This window comes from Actinoplanes sp. CA-051413 (genome assembly GCF_050955795.1).
GTDB lineage: Bacteria > Actinomycetota > Actinomycetes > Mycobacteriales > Micromonosporaceae > Actinoplanes.
On record NZ_CP192100.1, the window covers coordinates 560049 to 579815 of the forward strand.

Sequence of the window (19767 nt, forward strand, 5' to 3'; positions counted from 1 at the left end):
AGATCTGTCTAGTGTCGGTGGCGTCAGACAGACCTGTCTGTTCGGAAGGCGAGGAAGTGCCATGACCACCACCGCGAACCGCACGACCGCCCGTACCGGTGATCCGGCCGTCCGCCGCAAACGCCTGTCCCGTCCGGTGGCCTTCGCCGCGATCGCGGCGATCTTCGTGACGTTCACGGCCGCGTCCAGCGCGCCCTCGCCGCTCTACGTGGTCTACCAGCAGCTGTGGGGCTTCTCGGCGGTCACGCTGACCGTCGTCTTCTCGGTCTACGTCGTCGGCCTGATCGGCGCCCTGCTGGTGCTCGGCGCCCTGTCCGACCACGTCGGCCGCCGGCCGGTGCTGGCCGCCGCGATCGGCCTGGAGATCGTCGCCCTCGTGCTCTTCCTCGCCGCCGGTGACGTCCCGGTGCTGCTCGCCGCCCGCTTCTTGCAGGGCATCGCGACCGGTGCCGCCCTCACCACCCTCGGTGCGGCCCTGGTCGACCTCAATCCGCCGCACGCGCCCGGCCGGGCCGGGCTGGTCAACAGCGTGGTGCCGCCCGCCGGCCTGGCCATCGGCTCCCTCGGCACCGGTGCGCTGGTGCAGTTCGCTCCCGGCCCCACCCACTTCGTCTACGCCCTGCTGCTGGCCGGGATGGCCGTCGCCGCCCTGGTCGTGCTGGTGATGCCGGAGACCTCCGGCCGGCGTCCCGGTGGCGTCGCGTCCCTGATCCCCCGGCTCGGCGTGCCGGCCCGGCTGCGCGGCGCGGTGTTCGCCCTCGTACCGATCATCGTGGCGAGCTGGGCCCTGGGCGGTCTCTACCTCTCGCTCGGCCCGTCCGTCGCGGTCGGCGTCTTCGGGCTGGCCAACCACCTGATCGGCGGCCTGGTCGTGACCCTGCTCTGCGGCACCGGCGCCGTGACCGCGTTCGCGCTGCGGACCTGGCCGACGCCGCGGGTGCTCACCATCGCCGGAGCGCTGCTCACCGTGGGCACCGCCGTGACCCTGGTCGGCGTGCAGACCGGCAACGTGGTGCTCGGCGCGGTCGGCACGGCACTGGCCGGGATCGGCTTCGGCGCCTCCGCGCTGGCGAGCTTCGGCACCCTCGCCCTGCTGGCCGCTCCGCACGAGCGCGGCGAGCTGTTCGCGGTCGCGCTGACCATCGCGTACGTCGCCTTCAGCCTGCCGGCGGTGATCGCCGGACTCGCCGCCACCTCGGCCGGCCTGCACCTGACCACGGTGGTCTACGGGCTGGTCGTGGTCGCGCTCGGGCTGGCCGCGCTGGCTGCTCAGCGGGTGCGGCGGGCCTGATCGACCGGCTCTTTCGTGGTAACCCCCCGGCGTGGACGGCTGTTGAACAGTCGTTCGCGCCGGAGCATATGGGGCGAAACCACACGAAGGGCTGGGCATGACAAGACTTCTGGCGACTGCCGCCACGTTCGCGCTGGCACTGGGCGGCGCGGCCGTCGCGTCCGGCGCGCACGCGGAGCCGCCGCGTGGCGCTCCCGGATACCCGACGATCACCTGGGGCCAGTGCGAGAACGCCGCCCTCAAGACGCGTAAGGCGGAGTGCGGCTTCCTGGCCGTCCCGCTGGACCACGCGGCGCCCGCCGGCCCCAAGATCCAGCTCGCCGTCTCCCGGATCAAGCACTCGGTCCCGGACCGCGACTACCAGGGCGTCATGCTGGTGAACCCGGGTGGTCCCGGCGGCTCCGGACTGCCGCTGCCGGTGCTCGGCGACCTGGTCCCGGACAAGGCCGGCGCCGCGTACGACTGGATCGGCTTCGACCCGCGCGGCGTCGGGGCCAGCAAGCCGGCGCTGACCTGTGACCCGAAGTACGCCGGCTACAACCGGCCGCCGTACGTGCCCAGCACCCGCGCGATCGAGAAGGCCTGGCTGGCCCGGGCCAAGGGCTACGCCGCGGCGTGCGCCAAGAACGGCGGCGCGCTGCTCGACCACCTGCGGACCACCGACACCGTGCGGGACCTGGAACGGCTGCGGATCGCGCTGGGCGTGGAGCAGATCAACTTCTACGGCTTCTCGTACGGCACGTACCTCGGTCAGGTGTACGCCACCCGCCACCCCGACCGGGTCCGCCGGATGGTGCTCGACGGCAACGTCGACCCCGGCCGGGTCTGGTACGACGCCAACCTCGACCAGGACCTCGCGTTCGACCGCAACATCAAGATCTACTTCCGCTGGCTGGCCGACCACGACGACGTCTACCACCTCGGCCGGAGCGCCAAGAAGGTCGAGAAGCTGTTCTACGCCGAGCAGGCCGAGCTGGCCCGCAAGCCGGCCGGTGGCGTCCTCGGCCCGGACGAGCTGACCGACGTCTTCCTCCAGGCCGGGTACTACGTCTTCGGCTGGGAGACGGTCGCGTCGGCGTTTGCGAGCTGGGTCAACGACGACGACCCGGCGGAGCTGCGCAAGCTCTACGACGACAACAACACCCAGGAGCCCGGCTCCGACAACGGCTACGCGATCTACCTCGGGGTGCAGTGCACCGACGCACGGTGGCCGGCGTCCTGGCAGCGCTGGCAGACCGACAACTGGCGGGTGCACCGGCGCGCACCCTTCGAGACCTGGGGCAACGCCTGGTACAACGCGCCCTGCCGGGACTGGGCCGGCGAGCCCGGCCAGCCGGTCGCGGTCGACGGGAGCAAGGCCCCGCCGCTGCTGCTGATCAGCGAGACCCTGGACGCGGCCACCCCGTTCTCGGGCAGCCTCGAGGTCCGCAAGCGCTTCCCGCGCTCGGCGCTGATCGAGGGCGTCGGCGGCACGACCCACGCGGGCTCACTCTTCGGCAACCGGTGCGTGGACAACGCGGTGGCCGACTACCTCGCGACGGGCGCCCTGCCCCGGCGGGTCAAGGCGGACCGGTCGGACAAGCAGTGCAAGCCCATCGCGCCGCCGGACCCGACACCGGCCGCGACCACGACGGAGCGCACCGAGAGCGCGGCCGTGCAGACCCGGCTGGAACTGCAGAAGCTCATCCGTTAGTCCTCCGGCACAACCTTGTGCCGCAGCTCGGCCGGGATCAGCTCCAGCAGCTGGTCCCGGCGCAACGGCAGGTCCAGCAGGCTCAGCTTGACCTGGCTGCGGTTCTGGTGCCGGTCGGGGGACAGGCGGACCACCTCGGCGGCCTTCTCCCGCAGCCCGGCCGACAGGACGTCGCCGCCGGTGAGCTCGCCGGCCGCCGTACCGTCGACGTCCACCGCGACCGGCGCACTGTCGGCGGCCACGGTCAGCGCCACCCGGTCACCCGCGCCGAGCACCACCGACCGCCCGATGCCCGCCATCGGCGCGACCGGGGTGATCACGACGGCGGCGGCCGAGGGGGACAGCACCGGGCCGCCGGCCGCGTAGTTGTACGCCGTCGAGCCGTTCGGCGTCGAGACGACCACGCCGTCACACCGGTAGTAGCCGTACTGCCGGCCGTTGACCGTCAGGTCCACCGAGACCGCGCCGGTGCGCCCGAGCCGGGCCAGCACCACGTCGTTGAAGCCGTAGCGGGTGGTCAGCGCGACCGGGCCGGCGTCGGCCACCAGGCAGGCGTACGACTCGACCGTGAAGTCCCCGCGGTGCAGCTGCTCCAGCGCCTCGCCCAGCGTCGCAGGCGTCACCTCGACCAGGAAACCCAGGTTGCCGTGGTTGACGCCGAGCACGGGCACCGGCCGGTCGACCACCAGCCGCATCGCGCCCAGCATCGTGCCGTCGCCGCCCAGCGCCACCAGGCCACCGACCCGCTCGAGGAACTCCTGGTCCGGAACGGTCTCGACGTCCGCGGGCACCCGGCCCGAGTCGGCCGTACGGGCCAATACCCGGCCCCGGTGGGTACGCGCCCAGGCCGCCAGCGTGGCCACCGAATCGGCGACCGGCTTGGTGGGGTGCAGGACCAGACCGACCGTGTCCACCGCTGTTTCCAGGCTCACAGGCCAACCCTAGTCAGATCCACTGCCCGGCCCGGTAGGCTTCGTTCCGCGAAGGGGAGTAGCTCCCAACGTTCTGGTCGACATACTGGCTCTGCGGTTCGAGAGCCCGGCCGGACGGCCTCGGATCCGCACTCTGGGATCTCTGAGGCGAGCGAGACCTTCGACTTGGCCGCGTTATTCTGCCGGCCGGGTCGAGGTCGCCCTGCGCCCGAACCCCGGTCCGCCGCTCACCGGGAGTTCTCATGGACGGGTTCCTCGCCGCCACAGCGCTCAGCTTCGCGGTCATCTTCGTCGCCGAGCTGGGCGACAAATCGCAGCTCATGGCGCTCACGTTCGCCACCCGCTTCAAACCCGTGCCGGTGCTGATCGGCATCACCGTGGCCACCGCCGTGGTGCACGCCGTCTCCGTCGGCATCGGCTACGGCCTCGGCGCCACCCTGCCGACCGGCTGGATCTCCCTGGTCGCGGGCATCGCCTTCCTCGCGTTCGGCGCGTGGACGCTGCGCGGCGACAAGCTCACCGACGAGGAGAAGACCAAGGCCGAGCGCTCGACCGGCTCGGCGATCCTGGCCGTCGGCGGCGCGTTCTTCCTGGCCGAGCTGGGCGACAAGACGATGCTCGCCACCATCACGCTGGCCACCCAGCACGGCTGGTTCGGCACCTGGCTCGGCTCCACGCTGGGCATGGTCGCCGCCGACGCGCTGGCCATCCTGGTCGGCCGGCTGCTCGGCCGGCACCTGCCGGAGAAGGTCATCAAGTACGGCGCCGCGGCGCTCTTCGCTATCTTCGGCATCTGGCTGCTCGTGGAAGCCCTCATCGAGCTCACCTAGCCTCAACCAGCAGGAGGAGACGCGGTGCTGCAGTACCGGGCCGAGTTCGACGCCACCGTCATGTTCAGCACCGGCGGGGGGCTGCACGCGCAGAGTTTCAAGGTCGACGTGCCGCACGCCGACGCCACCGAGGCGCAGATCGGCGCGCTGTTCGTGGCGGCGTGCCGGCTGCGCGACGTGGAACGGGTCGAGCTGCGCAACGTCCGGATCTTCGCCGAGCCGCACCTGGGCACCCCGGCCGGCCCGGCGGAACCCGCCCGGCGCTGGGTCGAGCTCAGTCACGTCATCGCCGAGGGCCTGGTCACCCTGCCCGGGCTGCCGGCCCCGGCGTTCACCCCGCACCTGACCCGCGAGGCCTCCCGCGACGTGTACGCGCCGGGCACCGAGTTCGCCATCGACCTGATCACCATGGTCGGCAACACGGGCACCTACCTGGACAGCCCGTTCCACCGTTACCCGGACGGCACCGACCTGGCCGGCCTGCCCCTGGAACGGCTGGCCGACCTGCCCGCGGTCGTCGTACGCACCGCGGGCAGCGGGGTCCGGACGGTCGGCGTCGACGCGCTGGAGGGCCTGGAGGTCGCGGGCCGGGCGGTGCTGCTGCACACCGGCGGTGACGCCCACTGGGCCACCCCGGAGTACGTCGTCGACGCGCCCCACCTCGGCGAGGCCGGGGCGCAGTGGCTGGTCGACCACGGCGCGGCGCTGGTCGGCATCGACGCGGCGAACATCGACGCCATGACCTCGAGTGGCGAACGACCCGCGCACACGCTGCTGCTGGCCGCCGGCATCCCGATCGTCGAGCACCTCACCGGGCTCGGGGACCTGCCGCCGACCGGTGCCCGGTTCACGGCCGCACCGCCCCGGGTGTCTGCGTTCGGCACGTTCCCGGTGCGGGCGTACGCGTCGGTGCCGGCCATCGAGCCGCACGACCACCTCAGGTCCGGAGGGTGGCTGCCGACGTCAGGCGGGTGACCCCCGACCCGGACGCCCCGCTCGGCGCGCACGACGACACCGCCCCCGACTCCCTCGGCCCCGACCTCACCGCGGACGACACCACCGCGGACGCCCACTGCGCTGACCTCGCCGCTGCTGACGCTCTCTGCGCCGATCTCACCGCGGCCGGGCGGCACGATGAGGCAGTGCGCCTCGCCGGCCGGGCGGTGCGCGCCGATCCCCGCCGGCCCGCCGGCTACGACCGGCTGGCCCGCGCGCTGCTCGGCGCCGGGCGGTTCGCGGACGCCGAGGAAGCCGTCCGGACCGCCGCCACACTCGAGCCGGGCAGCCCGGACCGGCTGCTCACCCTCGCCGCCGCGCAGGCCGGGCTCGGCCGGCGCAACCAGGCGCGGCGCACGCTGCTCGCGGTGCTGGAGCTGGATCCGCGGCACACGGCGGCGAAGCAGCTGCTCGCCGGACTGGAGGCGCCGGCCCCGCGAAAAGCCCGGGCCAGTTCCGGCAACCGGGCCATGCTGGTCCCCGCGCTGGTTATGGTGCTGGTCGGAACCGTGCTGCTGGTGCGTCAGGCGACCGCGGCCGCGGTGGCCTGCCTGGTGCTGGCGGCGGTGCTCCTGCTGGGTGGGTTTCCCGGAAACCGCTCAGAACGGCCCTGACGGTGCCGATGATGGCGGTGTGAGCTTTAACTCCGGAGCAAGGCGATGACCGACCTGGACGCGGCGCGGGCGCGGGTGCAGCAGCCCGGCGCGCCCGGGCTGAGCACGCCCACGGAGATCGGGGTCGCGCGGGCCGCCGCCCTCTTCGAGCGGGTGGACCCGGCGGCCGCGGCGGCGCATCTCGAGCCGGTGCTGGCCGCCGACCCGCAGTCCGCCGCCGGCTGGATACTGCTGGCCCGCATCCGGCTAGTGCTGGACGAGGTGGACAAGGCCCTGGACGCGGCGAACCGGGCGATCGCGCTGGTCCCGGAGGATCCCCGGCCGTTGGCCATCGCCAGCCGCGCGCTCACGCTGCTCGGCCGGCACGAGGAGGCGGTGACGATGGCCTACCGGGCCGTCATCGTCGAGCCGAAGAACCCGCTGTGGCACGACCGGGTCGCCTGGTCGCTGCTGGCCGCCGACCGGCAGTACGCCGACGCCGAGCAGGCCGCCCGCACGGCCATCGGGCTGGCCCCCGACGAGGCGCACTACTACTTCACCCACGGCGTGACGCTGGACGCGCTCGGGCACGCCGACCAGGCCCGCCAGGCGTTCCTGATCTCGCTGAAGCTGGAGCCGGAGAACCCGGTCGCCCAGCACCGGCTCGCGGTGCTCAACGGCGAGAACGTCCGGGCGCCGGAGAAGAAGAAGCGGGGCTGGAAGCTTTTCGGCAAGCGCGGGGGTGCGGCGGCTACGCCGGTACGCCCCGAGGAGTACCTGCCCTAGCCCGCATGATCAGCCAGACCAGCCAGCCCGTACCGATGATGAAGCCGAAGCTGATCAGCCGGTAGAGCACCACCGCGGCCACCGCGGAGGCGCTGGTCAGCCCGCCCGCCACCAGGCCCAGCACCAGCGCGCCGTCGACCACGCCGAGCCCGCCGGGCACGATCGGCACGCTGGCCGCGGCCATCCCGGCGCAGTACGCGATCACCAGCTGCGCCGGATGGATGCCGGTGGCACCGACCGCGATGCAGCACATCCACAGGCACAGCGCGTCCAGCAGCCAGTTCGCCACGGCCAGCACCACCGCGAGGGTGAGGTCGGCCGGGCGGACCCGCACCGAGCGCAGCTGGTCGACGAAGTTCACCAGCCGCGCTTGCCCGGAGTCCCCGGGCCGGCGGCGCACCTTGTTGACGCCGCTGAGCAGCCGGCGGGCCGGGCCGATCAGCCACTCCGGGTGCTGGGCGACCAGGCGCACCAGGAACGCGACGGCCAGCGCGCCGCCCATGTAGCAGAGCAACGTCCGCCAGCTGCCGGTGCTGCGGGTCAGGATGCCGAAGACGGCGCCGATCACGACCAGGGCCCCCGCCGACAGCACGCCGCTGAGCGCGATGCACCAGGAGGCGACCGCGGAGGAGGCACCGTAGCGGCGCAGGGTGCGGAAGTTGAAGGCGGTGGAGAAGACCGGGCCGCCGGGCAGCGTCGCGCTCAGCGAGTGGGCCGCGTACGCCAGCGCCACGTGCCGGCGTACCGGGACGCTGGTGCCGGCGCCGCGCAGCAGGGCCTGTTGCATCCGGGCGTAGGTGCCCATCGAGGCGATCTCGGCCACGACCGCGCCGGCGACCCAGTTCCAGGCCGGGGTACGCAGCTGGTGCACCGCCTCGGCCAGCGACGACCATCCGATCACCAGTTCGGTGCCGAGAATGAGCACGATGACGGCCACGACGGCCGGTGGGCGGCGCCACCAGGCCGGGGATGCGGTCTCCTGCGAAACGGCCATCGCCGCTCATCGTCGCACCATCCGGGCCGGCCGGCAGGGCGTTCAGCGGGTGTAGGCCACCAGCGAGAGGCTCCGGAGATAGGCCGGCTCGCGGGCCCGCAGGAGCAGGGTGAAGTCCGGGGCGAACAGGGACAGCTTGCGCTTGCCGTCCTGGTACGAGCGGACCAGCAGGTTGCCGTCCGGGTCGAAGACGGCGCCGATGATCCGGCCGGAGACCGGCAGGTCGACGATGTCGCCGGTCACCGTGTCCAGCACCGCGTCGGCGGGCGCCGCGGCCGAGTCCGTCGTCCCGGCCGGATCCGCGGTGTTCTGCTCGAGGTGCACGGTCACGAGGTCCCCGGTGGCGTCGACACTGACCGGGCGGCAAGCGGCGCGGCCGGCTGTGTCACCGCTCTCGGGCACGGGCGTGCCGGACTGCGCGTTCGTCTCCGCGACCTTCAGCCCGCAGCCGGCGGTGCCGTAGACCAGCGTGGAGCCGTCACCGGACCAGCGGAAATGCTGGCCGTCGAGGCCGCTGGGCAGCGGGTTCAGGGCGCCGGTGGCCACGTCCAGCACGGCCGGCTCGGTGGCGTCGATGAGCAGCTGGGCGCCGTCCGGGGACCATGCCGGGGCCTGGGTCGCCGAGGTTGTCCCCGCGTACGCCTGCTGCGGCTCGCCGCCACCGGTGTCCACCACCATGAGACTGCCGTCGGCCACGTAGGCCACCCGGGCTCCGTCGGGGGAGACGCCGACCGTCGCGTACGGCTTCGAGAGCACCGTCTCCAGCTGGTCCCCCGGGGTCAGCCGGACCAAGCGGCCCTCGTCGCCCTTGTCCGCGTAGAAGATGTGGCCCGGCAGGTCGGCGATGGACGTCGAGCGCGGGCTGCTCGTGGTGGCGGCCGGCCGCGGCCGGTCGGTCCGGCTCTTGCGCGGGGGTGCCGCCGCCTGGCTGCCCGCTGCGGTGCTGCGGTCCTCATTGGCGGCCGGGGCCGAGGCCGAGGGCGCGAGCGGCGGACCGGCCACCGGCGCCACCGGCTGCGGACCGGAGCGGGGCAGCTGCCACAGGCCGCTGCCCAGCAACGCCAGGGCGACCACCGCGGCCGTCGTGCCCACCGCGGCCTCCCGGCGGCCCAGCCGGCGCGAGCGGGCCAGCGAGCGCTCGTACAGGTCGGCGGGCGCGACGGCGTCGGCCAGCTCGCGCAGCTCGTCGCGCAACGGATCGGGCCCGGTCATCGGCCGGCCTCGTGCACGTCGGCCAGGACCCGCAGGTCGGGCACCAGCGTGCGGAGCTTGTCCAGCGCGCGGCCGCACTGGGTCTTGACCGTGCTGACCGAGACGCCGAGCATCTGCGCCGCCTCGACCTCGGTGTGGTCCTCGAAGTAGCGCAGCACGATCACCGCGCGCTGTTTCGGGCTCAACGAGAGCAGCGCCCGTTGCAGGGTGACCCGGCGGACGGCGGCCTCGGCGGGGTCGTCGGTGCTGCCGCCGTGGCGTTCCAGGTCGTCGCCGGGCAGGGACTCGGCGACCTTCGGCCGCCGCCATAGGGAGACCTGGGCGTGATACATGACCTTGCGGGCGTACGCCTCGGCATTGCTCGGCTTCTCCAGCCGGGACCAGGCGCGGTGGGTGCGGGCCAGCGCCTCCTGCACGAGGTCCTCGGCGAGGTGCTGGTCGCCGGTCAACAGGAAGGCCGAGCGCAGCAGGGCATGGGACCGCTCACGAACGAAATCCGCATAGGCACAGTCGCGAGCGTCGTCCATCCCCAGCTGTCCGATCGGCGTCCGGAAGGAGTCGTGAGCGTACAGCGGGCGGTCAATCGCCGCGTCAGTGCTCACTTCTCGTCTCCGAACCCGGTTTCTCCGCGCTGTGCCTCGATGGCCGCGCCAGCCGATGCCCCCCGTTACCACCAGCACCGGCTCACGCGCGTACGTGAGGAAGACGCGCGAATGTGGATCTACGGGTGACAGTACGTTCGGCTGATTTCGTCCTGGTACGAACGGTCAGCGAGTTCCGGTGGTATCGCCGTCTCAGCAAGCATTCAGCCTGACTTGTTAGCTTCTGCCCGACCTGTCAGTCGGTGGATAAGGGGTGTTCGTGGGCTTCAAGAAAATGCTGGGTGCCTTCGGTGTGGGCGGGCCGAGTGTCGACACCGTGCTGGCCGAGCCGTCCGGGCGTCCCGGTGGCACGCTCACCGGCACGGTCAACCTGGTCGGTGGCAGCCATGACGTCGAGATCGAGCACATCACCCTGGGACTGGTCACCCGGGTCGAGGTCGAGGGCGGCCAGGGCGAGTACGGCGCCACCGGCGAGTTCCACCGCCTCGGGGTGAGCGGGCCGCTGCGCCTGGCCGAGAAGCAGGAGCTGTCGCTGCCGTTCCAGCTCGTGCTGCCGTGGGAGACGCCGATCACCGCCGTCTACGGCCAGCACCTGCGCGGCATGACGATGGGCGTACGCACCGAGGTGGCCATCGCCCGGGCCGTCGACAAGGGTGACCTGGACCCGATCGCCGTGCACCCGCTGCCGCTGCAGGAGCGCATCCTGGACGCGTTCGCCCGGCTCGGCTTCCAGTTCAAGCACGCCGACCTGGAGTACGGCCGGATCGCCGGCGTGCAGCAGAGCCTGCCGTTCTACCAGGAGATCGAGTACTACCCGCCGGCCCAGTACGCGCACGGCATCAACGAGGTCGAGCTCACCTTCGTGACCAACCCGCACACCGTCGAGGTGGTGCTGGAGTTCGACAAGCGCGGCGGCATGTTCAGCGGCGGGCACGACGCGTACGGCCGCTACACCGTCCCGCACTCCGACGCGGACACCGCCGACTGGGTGCAGGTCGTCGACGGCTGGGTCCGCGAGGCTGTCACTCAGCACCAGAGCTACGGCGTTCCCGCGTACGGCGGCGGCCACGGTCACGGCGGCCACGGTCGCGGTCACGGCTCCGGGATGGGCGGCATGGTGGCCGGTGTCGCGGGTGGCATGGCCGCCGGCTACTTGGCCGGCGAAGTCATCGAAGAGGTCTTCGAGGACGACGGCGGCGGCGAGGAGTAGTCCTACCGGCGACCCTCGCGGGCGCGGGCCTCGGTGGCCGCGACCGCGTCCGTGAGGGTCCGTGCGGTGTCGATCAGCGGCACGTGGCTGAAGGCCTGCGGGAAGTTGCCGACCAGCCGGCCGGCCTCGGTGTCGTACTCCTCGGAGAGCAGCCCGACGTCGTTGCGCAGGGCGAGCAACCGCTCGAAGACCTCGCGCGCCTCGTCGTGCCGGCCCATCAGCGCGTAGTTGTCGGCGAGCCAGAACGTGCAGGCCAGGAACGCGCCCTCGCCGGGCGGGAGACCGTCCACATCGGTGTCCGGGTGCTGGGTGTAACGCTGCACGAAGCCGTCCTTGAGCAGGTGCTCCTCGATCGCCGCGACCGTGCCGGCGACCCGCTCGTCGTCCGGCGGCAGGAAGCCGACCAGCGGAACCATGAGCAGGGCGGCATCCAGCTCCTCGGAGCCGTAGAACTGGGTGAACGTGCGGCGCTCGCGGTCGTATCCCTTCTCCAGGATCTCGGCGCGGATGGCTTCGCGCAGCTCGGTCCACTCGTCCACCGGACCGGCCAGGTCGAACTCCTCGACCGCCTTCACCGCGCGGTCGGCGGCCACCCAGGCCATCAGCTTGGAGTGCACGAACTGCTTGGGGCCGCCGCGCACCTCCCAGATGCCCTCGTCCGGCTCGGTCCAGTGCTGCCGTACGAAATCCATCAGCTTGACCTGGAGTCCCCAGGCCGGGTCGTCGGCCTTGAGCCCGGCCCGCCGGCCCTGGTGCAGCGCGTCCATGACCTCGCCGTACACGTCGAGCTGGAACTGCTCGGCGGCCGCGTTGCCGATCCGCACCGGGTTGCCGTCGTAGCCGGTCAGCCAGTCCGCGCGGTACTCGTCGAGGCGGCGCTCGCCGGCCACGCCGTACATGATCTGGAGCTCGGCCGGGTCGCCGGCGATCGCCCGCAGCAGCCATTTGCGCCAGGCCTTGGCCTCGCTCTGGAAGCCGGAGTAGAGCAGCGACTGCAGGGTGATGGTCGCGTCGCGCAGCCAGCAGAAGCGGTAGTCCCAGTTGCGGACACCGCCGAGCTTCTCGGGCAGCGAGGTGGTCGCGGCGGCGACGATGCCGCCGGTCGGCGCGTAGGTCAGCGCCTTGAGGGTGAGCAGGGAGCGGACCACCGCGTCGCGCCACTCGCCCTCGTAGGTGCAGGCGGAGACCCAGCCGCGCCAGTAACCCTCGGTGGCGCCGAGCTCCTCGACCGGGTCGACCGGGTCGGGCGGCGGCAGGTGCGAGGGCCGCCAGGTCAGCACGAACGGGGTACGGTCACCGGCCGCCACGGTGAAGTCGGCGCGGGTGGCCAGGTTCTCACCGTGGGTCTCGACCGGCGTACGCAGCCAGACCGCGTCCGGCCCGGCCACCGCGACCAGGTCACCCTGCTCCCGGTAGACCCAGGGCACCACGTGCCCGTAGTCGAAGCGCAGCCGCAACTGCATGGTCATCGGCACCCGCCCGCGAACCCCCTCGACGATGCGGATGACGTCCGGCGCCTCGCCGCGCGGCGGCATGAAGTCGACGAGCCGGACCACACCCTCGTCGGTCTCGAACTCGGTCTCCAGCACCAGCGTCTCGCTGCGGTAGCGGCGCCGCACCGAGCGGATCTCGCCGGCCGGGGCGATCGTCCAGTGCCCGTTCTCCTCGCTGCCCAGCAGCGCGGCGAAGATGGCACCGGAGTCGAACCGGGGCACGCACAGCCAGTCGATCGAGCCGTTGCGGCCGACCAGCGCGGCGGTCTGGGTGTCGGCGATGATCGCGTAGTCCTCGATCGGCAGGGCCATGAGGTGCCCTTACCCGAAGTGGCAGCGTCTCTACCCAGCGGGACCGTCCGTTGGTCAGGCGATCACACGGTCGGCGGTGAGCAGGTGGATGACCTGGTCGACGTAGCGGTGCCGGTCCGCCTCGGCGGTGGGCAGCGACCCGGACGCGACGTGCGCCATCTGCGCGTAACCCAGGTACGCGGTGACCGCCAGCAGTCCCCGGCGCCGGGCCTCCGCGGCCGGCCAGCCGAGCGCGGCGAACAGACCCGCGGTGTACGCCACCCGCCGCTCGGTGACCCGGGCGAGCACCGGGGCGACGTGCGGGTGATCGGCCGTGGCCAGCATCGCCAGCTCGATGGAACTGTCCTCCGGCCGCACGGTGGAGTTCAGGACGAGGCCGATGAGCAGCCGGAGCCGGGCCAGCGGGTCGGGCTCGGCGTCGACAAGGCCGATGACGGCCTCGGTGTGATCCCGCTCCCACCGCAGCACGGCCGCCTCGATCAACGCGTCCCGGTTGGCGAAGTGCCAGTAGAAGCTGCCTTTGGTGGCGCCGAGCCGGGCCGCGAGGGGCTCGACCGCGACCGCCGCGAGGCCACCGCCGGCCATCGCTTCCAGTGCCGCCGAGGTCCAGTCGTCGGCGGTCAGCCGGGGTGCTGTCCGCTTCCCGCCACTGCCCTTGACGCGTCGCTCACTCACCACTGTACGGTAGCGTACGGAAAACATACGGTCCCGTATGGAGGCGACGATGGCGGCCCTGGTGCACAACATCCACGAACGGGAACTTCCGGTCGGAGCGGCCGAGGTGGGTCGGCTGCTGGACCGGATCGGCGCTGCCGACGACCCGCTCTGGCCCGTACCGGCCTGGGTCCCGGTGCGGTTCGACCGGCCGCTCGCCGTCGGCGCCGACGGTGGGCACGGTCCCATCCGCTACCGTGTCACCGGCTATGAGCCGGGCCGGCGGGTCGAGCTCACCTTCCACCCGCGGACCGGCCTGATCGGCGCCCACACCCTGGAGGTGGAGGAGCGCGGCCCGCACGCCTGCGTGCTGCGGCACCGACTGAGCTCCCGGCCGGTCGGCCGCATGCGCCTGCTCTGGCCGACTCTGGTCCGGGTCTGCCACGACACCGTCATCGAGCACCTGCTCGACAACGCGGAACGCGCCGTGACCGGCACGGTCGTCCACCCGGTGCGCTACCCGTGGCGGGCCCGGCTCGCCGTCAGCATGGAGAGCACCCGGGTCCACGGCGTGCCGGTTCCGGCCGCCGCGACCCTGCTGCATGGCTCGGTCGACCGTCCCGATCTGGCCGACGCCTTCGCGCTGCGGGTGCCACCCGGCACCACCACCGACCCGCAGGACTGGGCGGACGCGGTCTTCCGCAACCCGCCCCGGATCGTGGTCGCGCTGCTGCACCTGCGCAACCGGCTGGTCGCCCCGCTCGGCATCGAGCAGGGTGACGCCTCGGCCTTCGACACCATCACCCGCAACGAGCGCGAGGCCCTGCTCGGCACCGACGCCGGCCACCTGAACTTCCGAGCGGGAGTTCTGGTCGAGCCGGATACCGACGGCACGACGATCACCGTGGCCACCCTGGCCGCGACCCGCTCCCGCGCCGGCCGTGCCTACCTCGCTGTCGTACGGCTGGTGCACCCGCTGGTGGTCAGGGCGATGCTGCGCCACGCCGGTCGCACCACCGTCGCCCCGTGGCGGTCGACAGCTGTCGCCTAGCGTGGACCCGGTACCGGTCCCCACGGAAGGACTCGTCATGGCTCGACCCAGGATCGTCATCGTGGGAGCCGGCTTCGCCGGTTTCCAGGCCGCCCGCACGCTGTCCAAGCTCTCCCGCGGCGCCGCTGAGATCGTCATCATCAACCCCACCGACTACTTCCTCTACCTGCCGCTGCTGCCCGAGGTGGCCGCCGGGATCCTGGAGCCGCGGCGGGTCTCCGTCTCGCTGGCCGCGACCCTGCCCGGCGTCAAGGTCGTCCTCGGCGAGGTGGACGGCTTCGACTTCGACGCGCGCACGGTCTCCTACGCCGACCCCGAGGGCGGCAAGGGCAGTGTCGGCTACCACCGGCTGGTCATCGCCGCCGGCAGCGTCAACAAGCTGCTCCCGGTGCCCGGCGTCACCGAGTACGCGCACGGCTTCCGCGGCATCCCGGAGGCGCTGTATCTGCGCGACCACATCACCCGGCAGATCGAGATGGCCGACACCAGCACGGACGAGGCCGAGCGGGCGGCCCGGTCCACCTTCGTCGTGGTCGGCGCCGGCTACACCGGTACGGAGGTGGCGGCCCAGGGCGTGCTTTTCACCGAGGCGCTGACCAAGCACCGCGACAACCTCCGGGGCCGGCCGCGCTGGCTGTTGATCGACACGGCCGAGCGGGTGCTGCCCAGCCTCGACACCCGCCTGGCCACCGCGGCGGACCGGGTGCTGCGCGAGCGTGGCGTCGAGGTGCTGCTCAAGAGCTCGGTCCAGCAGGCGACCGAGCACGGCGTACGGCTCAGCGACGGCTCCTTCGTCCCGACCTGCTCGCTGATCTGGTGTGTCGGCGTACGCCCGGACCCGCTGGTCGCCGACATCGGCCTGCCGACCGCGCACGGCCGGCTGGTGGTCGACGAGTTCCTCAACGTGCCGGGGCATCCGGAGGTCTACGCCTGCGGGGACGCCGCGGCGGTGCCCGACCTGACCCGGCCGGGGGAGATCACCGGGATGACCGCCCAGCACGCCACCCGGCAGGGCACCACGGTCGCGAAGAACATCGCCGCCTCGTACGGGCGGGGCCGGCGGCGCGCGTACAAGCATCACGACCTCGGCTTCGTGGTGGACCTCGGTGGGCTGGACTCGGCGGCCAACCCGCTCGGTGTGCCGCTGTCCGGTTTCCCCGCCAAGGTCGTCACCCGGGGCTACCACCTGCTGTCGATGCCGGGAAACAGGGTGCGCGTGGCCGCGGACTGGCTGCTCGACGCGGTTCTCCCCAAGCAGGGTGTCCAGCTCGGACTCGTGGCGGCCGGGGCGGTGCCCTTGGACAGCGCGTTCCCGCAGGCGATGCCGGACACCGGGGTCACCGCGGAGCCGACACCCTCCTGAGCAGGGTGCGAGCCGCGTCTCACTTCCCAGCTCAGCGGCCGGTCACGGGAGTGGATCTCAGTAGTCTTCGGTGCGTGGGCCGGTCCGGGACGGCGTCCTGGCCGGCTCCGCATATCGAGAGGAACGACTGATGTCCGCTGCCGCAGAAGCGTCAGAAGTGCGGCCGGAGCACGCTCCCCAGCTGCATCCCCGGCGCTGGGCCGCCCTCGGCGTGATCGCCATCTCCCAGCTCATGGTCGTGCTCGACGCCACCATCGTGAACATCGCCCTGCCCAGCGCCCGGCTCGACCTGGGTATCACCGTGGCCGACCAGCAGTGGGTCATCACGGCGTACACGCTGGCCTTCGGCGGCCTGCTGCTGCTCGGGGGCCGGATCGCCGACTACTGGGGCCGCAAGCGCACGTTCATGGTCGGCGCCGTCGGCTTCGCGGTCGCGTCCGCGATCGGCGGGCTCGCCACCACCGGTCCGCTGCTGTTCGGCGCCCGGGCCCTGCAAGGCGCTTTCGGCGCGCTGCTCGCCCCGGCCTCGCTGGCGCTGCTCACTGTGCTGTTCACCGAGGCCCGGGAGCGGGCCAAGGCCTTCGCGGTCTACGGCGCCATCGCCGGTGGTGGCTCGGCGGTCGGCCTGCTGCTCGGCGGCGTGCTGACCGAGTACGCGAGCTGGCGCTGGTGCTTGCTGGTCAACATCCCGATCGCCCTGCTCGCCCTGTTCCTGGCGATCCCGCTGGTGCCGGAGAGCAAGTCCGACGGTGACACCTCGTACGACGTGCCCGGCGCGATCGTCGTCACGCTGGGCCTGACCTCGCTGGTCTACGGCTTCACCCAGGCGGCCAAGCCGGACAAGGGCTGGGACTCCGGCACCACGTGGGCGTTCCTCGGCGCCGGTCTGCTGCTGCTGGTGATCTTCGTGCTGATCGAGCGGTCCAGCCGGAACCCGCTGCTCCCGCTGCGCATCGTGCTCGACCGCAACCGCGGTGGCGCCTATCTGACCTCGATGCTGGTCGGCGCGGGCCTGTTCGGCGCGTTCCTGTTCCTGACGCTGTTCCTGCAGAACGTGCTCGGCTACACCCCGCTGGAGGCGGGCTTCGCCTCGCTGCCGACCACGGTCGGCGTGCTGATCTCGGCCACCGTGGCGTCGAACCTGCTGCCCCGGATCGGCCCGAAGATCCTGATGCTGATCGGCCCGGTGCTCGCCGCCGCCGGCATGATCTCGCTGCGCTTCATCGACCTGGACACGTCCTTCTGGGCCCACCTGATGCCGGCGCAGCTGCTGCTCGGCCTGGGCCTGGGCTTCACGTTCGTGCCGCTGTCCAGCCTGGCGCTGGTCGGCGTGCCCGATCACGACGCCGGTGCGGCCAGCGCGGCGCTGAACGCCACCCAGCAGGTCGGCGGCTCGCTCGGCACCGCCCTGCTGAACACGATCGCCACCAGCGCCATCACGGCGTACATCGCGAGTCACCTCACCGCCGGGCAGCCGCCTTCGCAGCGGGTGCAGCTGGAGGCGCAGGTGGACGGTTACGCCGACGCGTTCACCTGGGCGGCCGGGCTGATCCTGCTCGCCGGCATCATCACCGCGGTGTTCATCAAGGTCGGCAAGGAAGACCTGCCGACCGGCGAGACCGCAGTCCACGTCGGCTGAAGACCGTCCGGCCGGACCAGGCCCAGGATCCGCCCCGGCCGCTCGCGGCCGGGGCGGTCCGTGGTTACGGGCCGTAATTAGTCCGAAAAGTCACCATGATCGGCCGACCGTCGTAGGCGGTTGACCGACCCACCAAATGGTTCACAAGTAATAATTCGGACATGCGATCTCGTTCTCTTGTCGTCCCCGCGGTTCTCGCCGGCCTGCTCGCCGGCTCCGTGCCGGACGCGGCCTCGGCCCACGAGCAGGTCGGCACGCCCTCCGCCACCGTGGCGGCGGCCCGTACCGCGGCGGACGCCGCGAGGGTGAGCAGGGCGGCCACCGGGGGGACCCTGGTCGCGCGGTACGGCTTCGACGGCGGCCGGGCCACCTCGATCACCGACGAATCCGGCAACGGCCACACGCTCAGGTTGATCACCGGCAACGGTGGCACCGTGAGCATGGTCCGGCGCGGCCAGGGCCACGCGCTGCGCTTCCCGGGCAAGTGCACCGGCAAGAAGCGGTGCCCGCACGCCGCACTGCAGAGCCCCAGCGCGTCGAACCTCAACCCGGGCACGAGACCCATCTCGTACGGCGCCAGGGTGCTGCTCTCGCGCAGCCAGACCAGCAAGGGCCAGAACGTCGTGCAGAAGGGCTACTCGGCCACCAGCAGCCAGTACAAGTTGCAGGTGGACGGGGCCGCCGGCCGGGCGAGCTGTGTGCTGGTCGGCGCCCGCCCCGGCATCAAGCTCGTGACCAGCACGGTCTCGGTCGCCGACGGCACGTGGCACGCGGTGGAGTGCCGGCGTACGGCGACCGCGCTGACCGTGCTCGTGGACGGTGCGGTCCGGGGCAACCGGGCGATCGCGGCCGGGCTGTCGGTGGCCAACGACCGCCCGCTCAGCATCGGCGGCAAGGGCGCCTACTCCGACAACGACCAGTTCCAGGGCACGCTGGACGACGTCTGGGTGCGGATCGGCTAGCTGTCCCGCAGGCCGGCAGCCATCGCGCCGACCAGCTGGGCATCCGTGGTGTCGCCGGAGAGTTCCCAGGCGAACGCGCCACCGAGACCGCGGCTGCGCGCGTACGCCATCTTGGTCCTGATGGTCTCCGGGGTGTCGTAGCTCCACCACTGGCCGCGGCAGAGCGCGTAGGCCGTCCCGCCGGCCGTGCCGGTCGGCGGGCAGATCCGGCGCAGCACCGCGTAGTCCTCGATGCCCTTCTCGGTGCTGCCCGGCGCCGGGCCGGTCGCCCGGCCGCCCGGCGCCGCGGCGCTGACCCCGGCCCACCCGCGGCCGTAGAAACCCACGCCCAGCAGCACCTTCGGCGCCGGGATGCCCAGCGAGATCAGCTTGCTGATCGCGGCGTCGGTGGTCGCGGTGGCGCGCGGGATGCCCGGGTACGCGGTGAGCGGCGAATGCGGCGCCGTCGGTCCCGGCCCACCACCGGTGCCGAAGAAGTCGTAGGTCATGGCGCTGAGCCAGTCGGCATCGCGCGCCGCCGTGGCGTAGTCGGTGGCCGCCAGCTTGCCCGGGTCACCCGGCACCGCCGCGGTGACCAGCGCCTTCGGACCCAGCTCGGCGCGCAGGGCCCCGATCAGCCCGGCCAGCGCCGCCGGCCCGCTCTTGTCGCAGACCAGCCCGCAGGCGTTCGGGTATTCCCAGTCGATGTCGATGCCGTCGAAGACATCCGCCCAGCGTGAGTCCGTCAGCAGCGCACGGCAGGACTCGGCGAACGCGCGGGGATCACCGGCCGCCTCGGTGAAGCCCTTCGAGCCGGTCCAGCCGCCGAACGACCAGATCACCCGGAGCCCGGGATGGCGGGCCTTGAGCTTGCGGAGCTGGCCGAAGTTGCCGCGTAGGCCGTGGCCCGGAGTGTCGGCCACACCGTCGACGCTGTCCGGCGCCGCGATCGGCTTCTCGTAGTCGGCCCACTTGTCGCTGGTGCGGCAGCCGCCGTCGGTGACTTTGCCGAACGCGTACACCAGATGGGTGAGCCCGGCGGCCGCACCGCTCGCCTCGACGTTGCGGACCTGGAAGTTGCGGCCGTAGACGCCCCAGTCGGTGAAGTAGCCGACGACGCGCTGCCCGGCCGGGGCCGGCGCGGGGGCCGGCTTCTCCGGCGCAGATGAGTCGCA

General features: G+C 72.5%; 17 protein-coding genes and 1 pseudogene. 11 read left to right on the forward strand and 7 right to left on the reverse strand.

Annotated features, from left to right (window positions below):
- Positions 1 to 61: 61 nt before the first annotated feature.
- Together ACQP2Y_RS02680 and ACQP2Y_RS02685 are read left to right on the forward strand one after the other, a co-directional pair.
- Positions 62 to 1291 carry an MFS transporter gene (locus ACQP2Y_RS02680; RefSeq protein ID WP_433724229.1) on the forward strand — a complete coding sequence of 410 codons (1230 nt, stop codon included), beginning with the start codon at positions 62 to 64 and terminating at the stop codon, positions 1289 to 1291.
- A 97-nt stretch (positions 1292 to 1388) separates the two neighbouring features.
- Positions 1389 to 2984 (forward strand): alpha/beta hydrolase, encoded by a 1596-nt coding sequence (locus ACQP2Y_RS02685; protein ID WP_433724231.1) that lies wholly within the window; start codon positions 1389 to 1391, stop codon positions 2982 to 2984.
- Here the strand turns inward: ACQP2Y_RS02685 and ACQP2Y_RS02690 are convergent.
- A complete protein-coding gene (locus ACQP2Y_RS02690) occupies positions 2981 to 3916 on the reverse strand; it encodes an NAD(+)/NADH kinase (RefSeq protein ID WP_433724233.1) in 936 nt (311 codons plus the stop codon). The two genes, ACQP2Y_RS02685 and ACQP2Y_RS02690, sit on opposite strands and share 4 nt — an antisense overlap.
- 242 nt (positions 3917 to 4158) lie before the next feature.
- Here ACQP2Y_RS02690 and ACQP2Y_RS02695 point away from each other — a divergent pair, with 242 nt between their 5' ends.
- Genes ACQP2Y_RS02695 through ACQP2Y_RS02710 form a run of 4 tightly spaced genes read left to right on the forward strand, consistent with a single transcriptional unit; the run spans position 4159 to position 7121 of the window.
- Positions 4159 to 4746: a TMEM165/GDT1 family protein gene (locus tag ACQP2Y_RS02695; protein ID WP_433724235.1), complete on the forward strand. Its 588-nt coding sequence runs from the start codon at positions 4159 to 4161 to the stop codon at positions 4744 to 4746.
- Positions 4747 to 4770: 24 nt separating this feature from the next.
- Positions 4771 to 5721: a cyclase family protein gene (locus tag ACQP2Y_RS02700; protein ID WP_433724237.1), complete on the forward strand. Its 951-nt coding sequence runs from the start codon at positions 4771 to 4773 to the stop codon at positions 5719 to 5721.
- The gene (locus ACQP2Y_RS02705) at positions 5697 to 6356 is read left to right on the forward strand and encodes a tetratricopeptide repeat protein (protein WP_433724239.1); all 660 of its coding nucleotides are present in this window, start codon (positions 5697 to 5699) and stop codon (positions 6354 to 6356) included. Before ACQP2Y_RS02700 ends, ACQP2Y_RS02705 begins: the two co-directional genes overlap by 25 nt.
- A gap of 45 nt (positions 6357 to 6401) precedes the next feature.
- Complete coding sequence (locus ACQP2Y_RS02710; protein WP_433724241.1) at positions 6402 to 7121, forward strand: tetratricopeptide repeat protein; 720 nt, start codon at positions 6402 to 6404, stop codon at positions 7119 to 7121.
- Here ACQP2Y_RS02710 and ACQP2Y_RS02715 read toward each other — a convergent pair.
- The 3 genes from ACQP2Y_RS02715 to ACQP2Y_RS02725 are packed head-to-tail and all read right to left on the reverse strand — an operon-like array spanning position 7087 to position 9854.
- A complete protein-coding gene (locus ACQP2Y_RS02715; RefSeq protein WP_433724243.1) occupies positions 7087 to 8115 on the reverse strand; it encodes a lysylphosphatidylglycerol synthase transmembrane domain-containing protein in 1029 nt (342 codons plus the stop codon). The two genes, ACQP2Y_RS02710 and ACQP2Y_RS02715, sit on opposite strands and share 35 nt — an antisense overlap.
- A gap of 42 nt (positions 8116 to 8157) precedes the next feature.
- Complete coding sequence (locus tag ACQP2Y_RS02720) at positions 8158 to 9327, reverse strand: TolB family protein (RefSeq protein WP_433724245.1); 1170 nt, start codon at positions 9325 to 9327, stop codon at positions 8158 to 8160.
- Positions 9324 to 9854 (reverse strand): SigE family RNA polymerase sigma factor, encoded by a 531-nt coding sequence (locus ACQP2Y_RS02725; protein WP_360823356.1) that lies wholly within the window; start codon positions 9852 to 9854, stop codon positions 9324 to 9326. The genes ACQP2Y_RS02720 and ACQP2Y_RS02725 overlap by 4 nt, the downstream gene beginning before the upstream one ends.
- A gap of 334 nt (positions 9855 to 10188) precedes the next feature.
- Here ACQP2Y_RS02725 and ACQP2Y_RS02730 point away from each other — a divergent pair, with 334 nt between their 5' ends.
- Positions 10189 to 11139 carry a sporulation protein gene (locus ACQP2Y_RS02730; protein WP_360823341.1) on the forward strand — a complete coding sequence of 317 codons (951 nt, stop codon included), beginning with the start codon at positions 10189 to 10191 and terminating at the stop codon, positions 11137 to 11139.
- Between the two features lie 2 nt (positions 11140 to 11141).
- Here the strand turns inward: ACQP2Y_RS02730 and ACQP2Y_RS02735 are convergent, their stop codons facing one another.
- Complete coding sequence (locus ACQP2Y_RS02735) at positions 11142 to 12944, reverse strand: glycoside hydrolase family 15 protein (protein ID WP_433724248.1); 1803 nt, start codon at positions 12942 to 12944, stop codon at positions 11142 to 11144.
- A 54-nt stretch (positions 12945 to 12998) separates the two neighbouring features.
- Positions 12999 to 13619, reverse strand: coding sequence for a TetR/AcrR family transcriptional regulator (locus tag ACQP2Y_RS02740; RefSeq protein ID WP_433724250.1), 621 nt, complete (start codon positions 13617 to 13619; stop codon positions 12999 to 13001).
- A gap of 37 nt (positions 13620 to 13656) precedes the next feature.
- On the opposite strand from ACQP2Y_RS02740, the gene ACQP2Y_RS02745 reads away from it, so the two are divergent.
- The 4 genes from ACQP2Y_RS02745 (at position 13657) to ACQP2Y_RS02760 (ending at position 18613) form a co-directional block, all read left to right on the forward strand.
- Positions 13657 to 14649: a DUF2867 domain-containing protein gene (locus ACQP2Y_RS02745; protein ID WP_433724252.1), complete on the forward strand. Its 993-nt coding sequence runs from the start codon at positions 13657 to 13659 to the stop codon at positions 14647 to 14649.
- A 37-nt stretch (positions 14650 to 14686) separates the two neighbouring features.
- Complete coding sequence (locus tag ACQP2Y_RS02750; RefSeq protein ID WP_433724254.1) at positions 14687 to 16012, forward strand: NAD(P)/FAD-dependent oxidoreductase; 1326 nt, start codon at positions 14687 to 14689, stop codon at positions 16010 to 16012.
- A 130-nt stretch (positions 16013 to 16142) separates the two neighbouring features.
- The gene (locus ACQP2Y_RS02755; protein WP_433724256.1) at positions 16143 to 17651 is read left to right on the forward strand and encodes an MFS transporter; all 1509 of its coding nucleotides are present in this window, start codon (positions 16143 to 16145) and stop codon (positions 17649 to 17651) included.
- 161 nt (positions 17652 to 17812) lie between these two features.
- On the forward strand, positions 17813 to 18613 hold the full coding sequence (locus ACQP2Y_RS02760) for a LamG-like jellyroll fold domain-containing protein (protein WP_433724258.1): 801 nt from the start codon (positions 17813 to 17815) through the stop codon (positions 18611 to 18613).
- Here ACQP2Y_RS02760 and ACQP2Y_RS02765 read toward each other — a convergent pair.
- A pseudogene (locus ACQP2Y_RS02765) lies at positions 18610 to 19761 on the reverse strand (glycoside hydrolase family 18 protein); the annotation flags it as partial. The gene ACQP2Y_RS02760 and the pseudogene ACQP2Y_RS02765 overlap by 4 nt on opposite strands.
- Positions 19762 to 19767 lie beyond the last annotated feature (6 nt).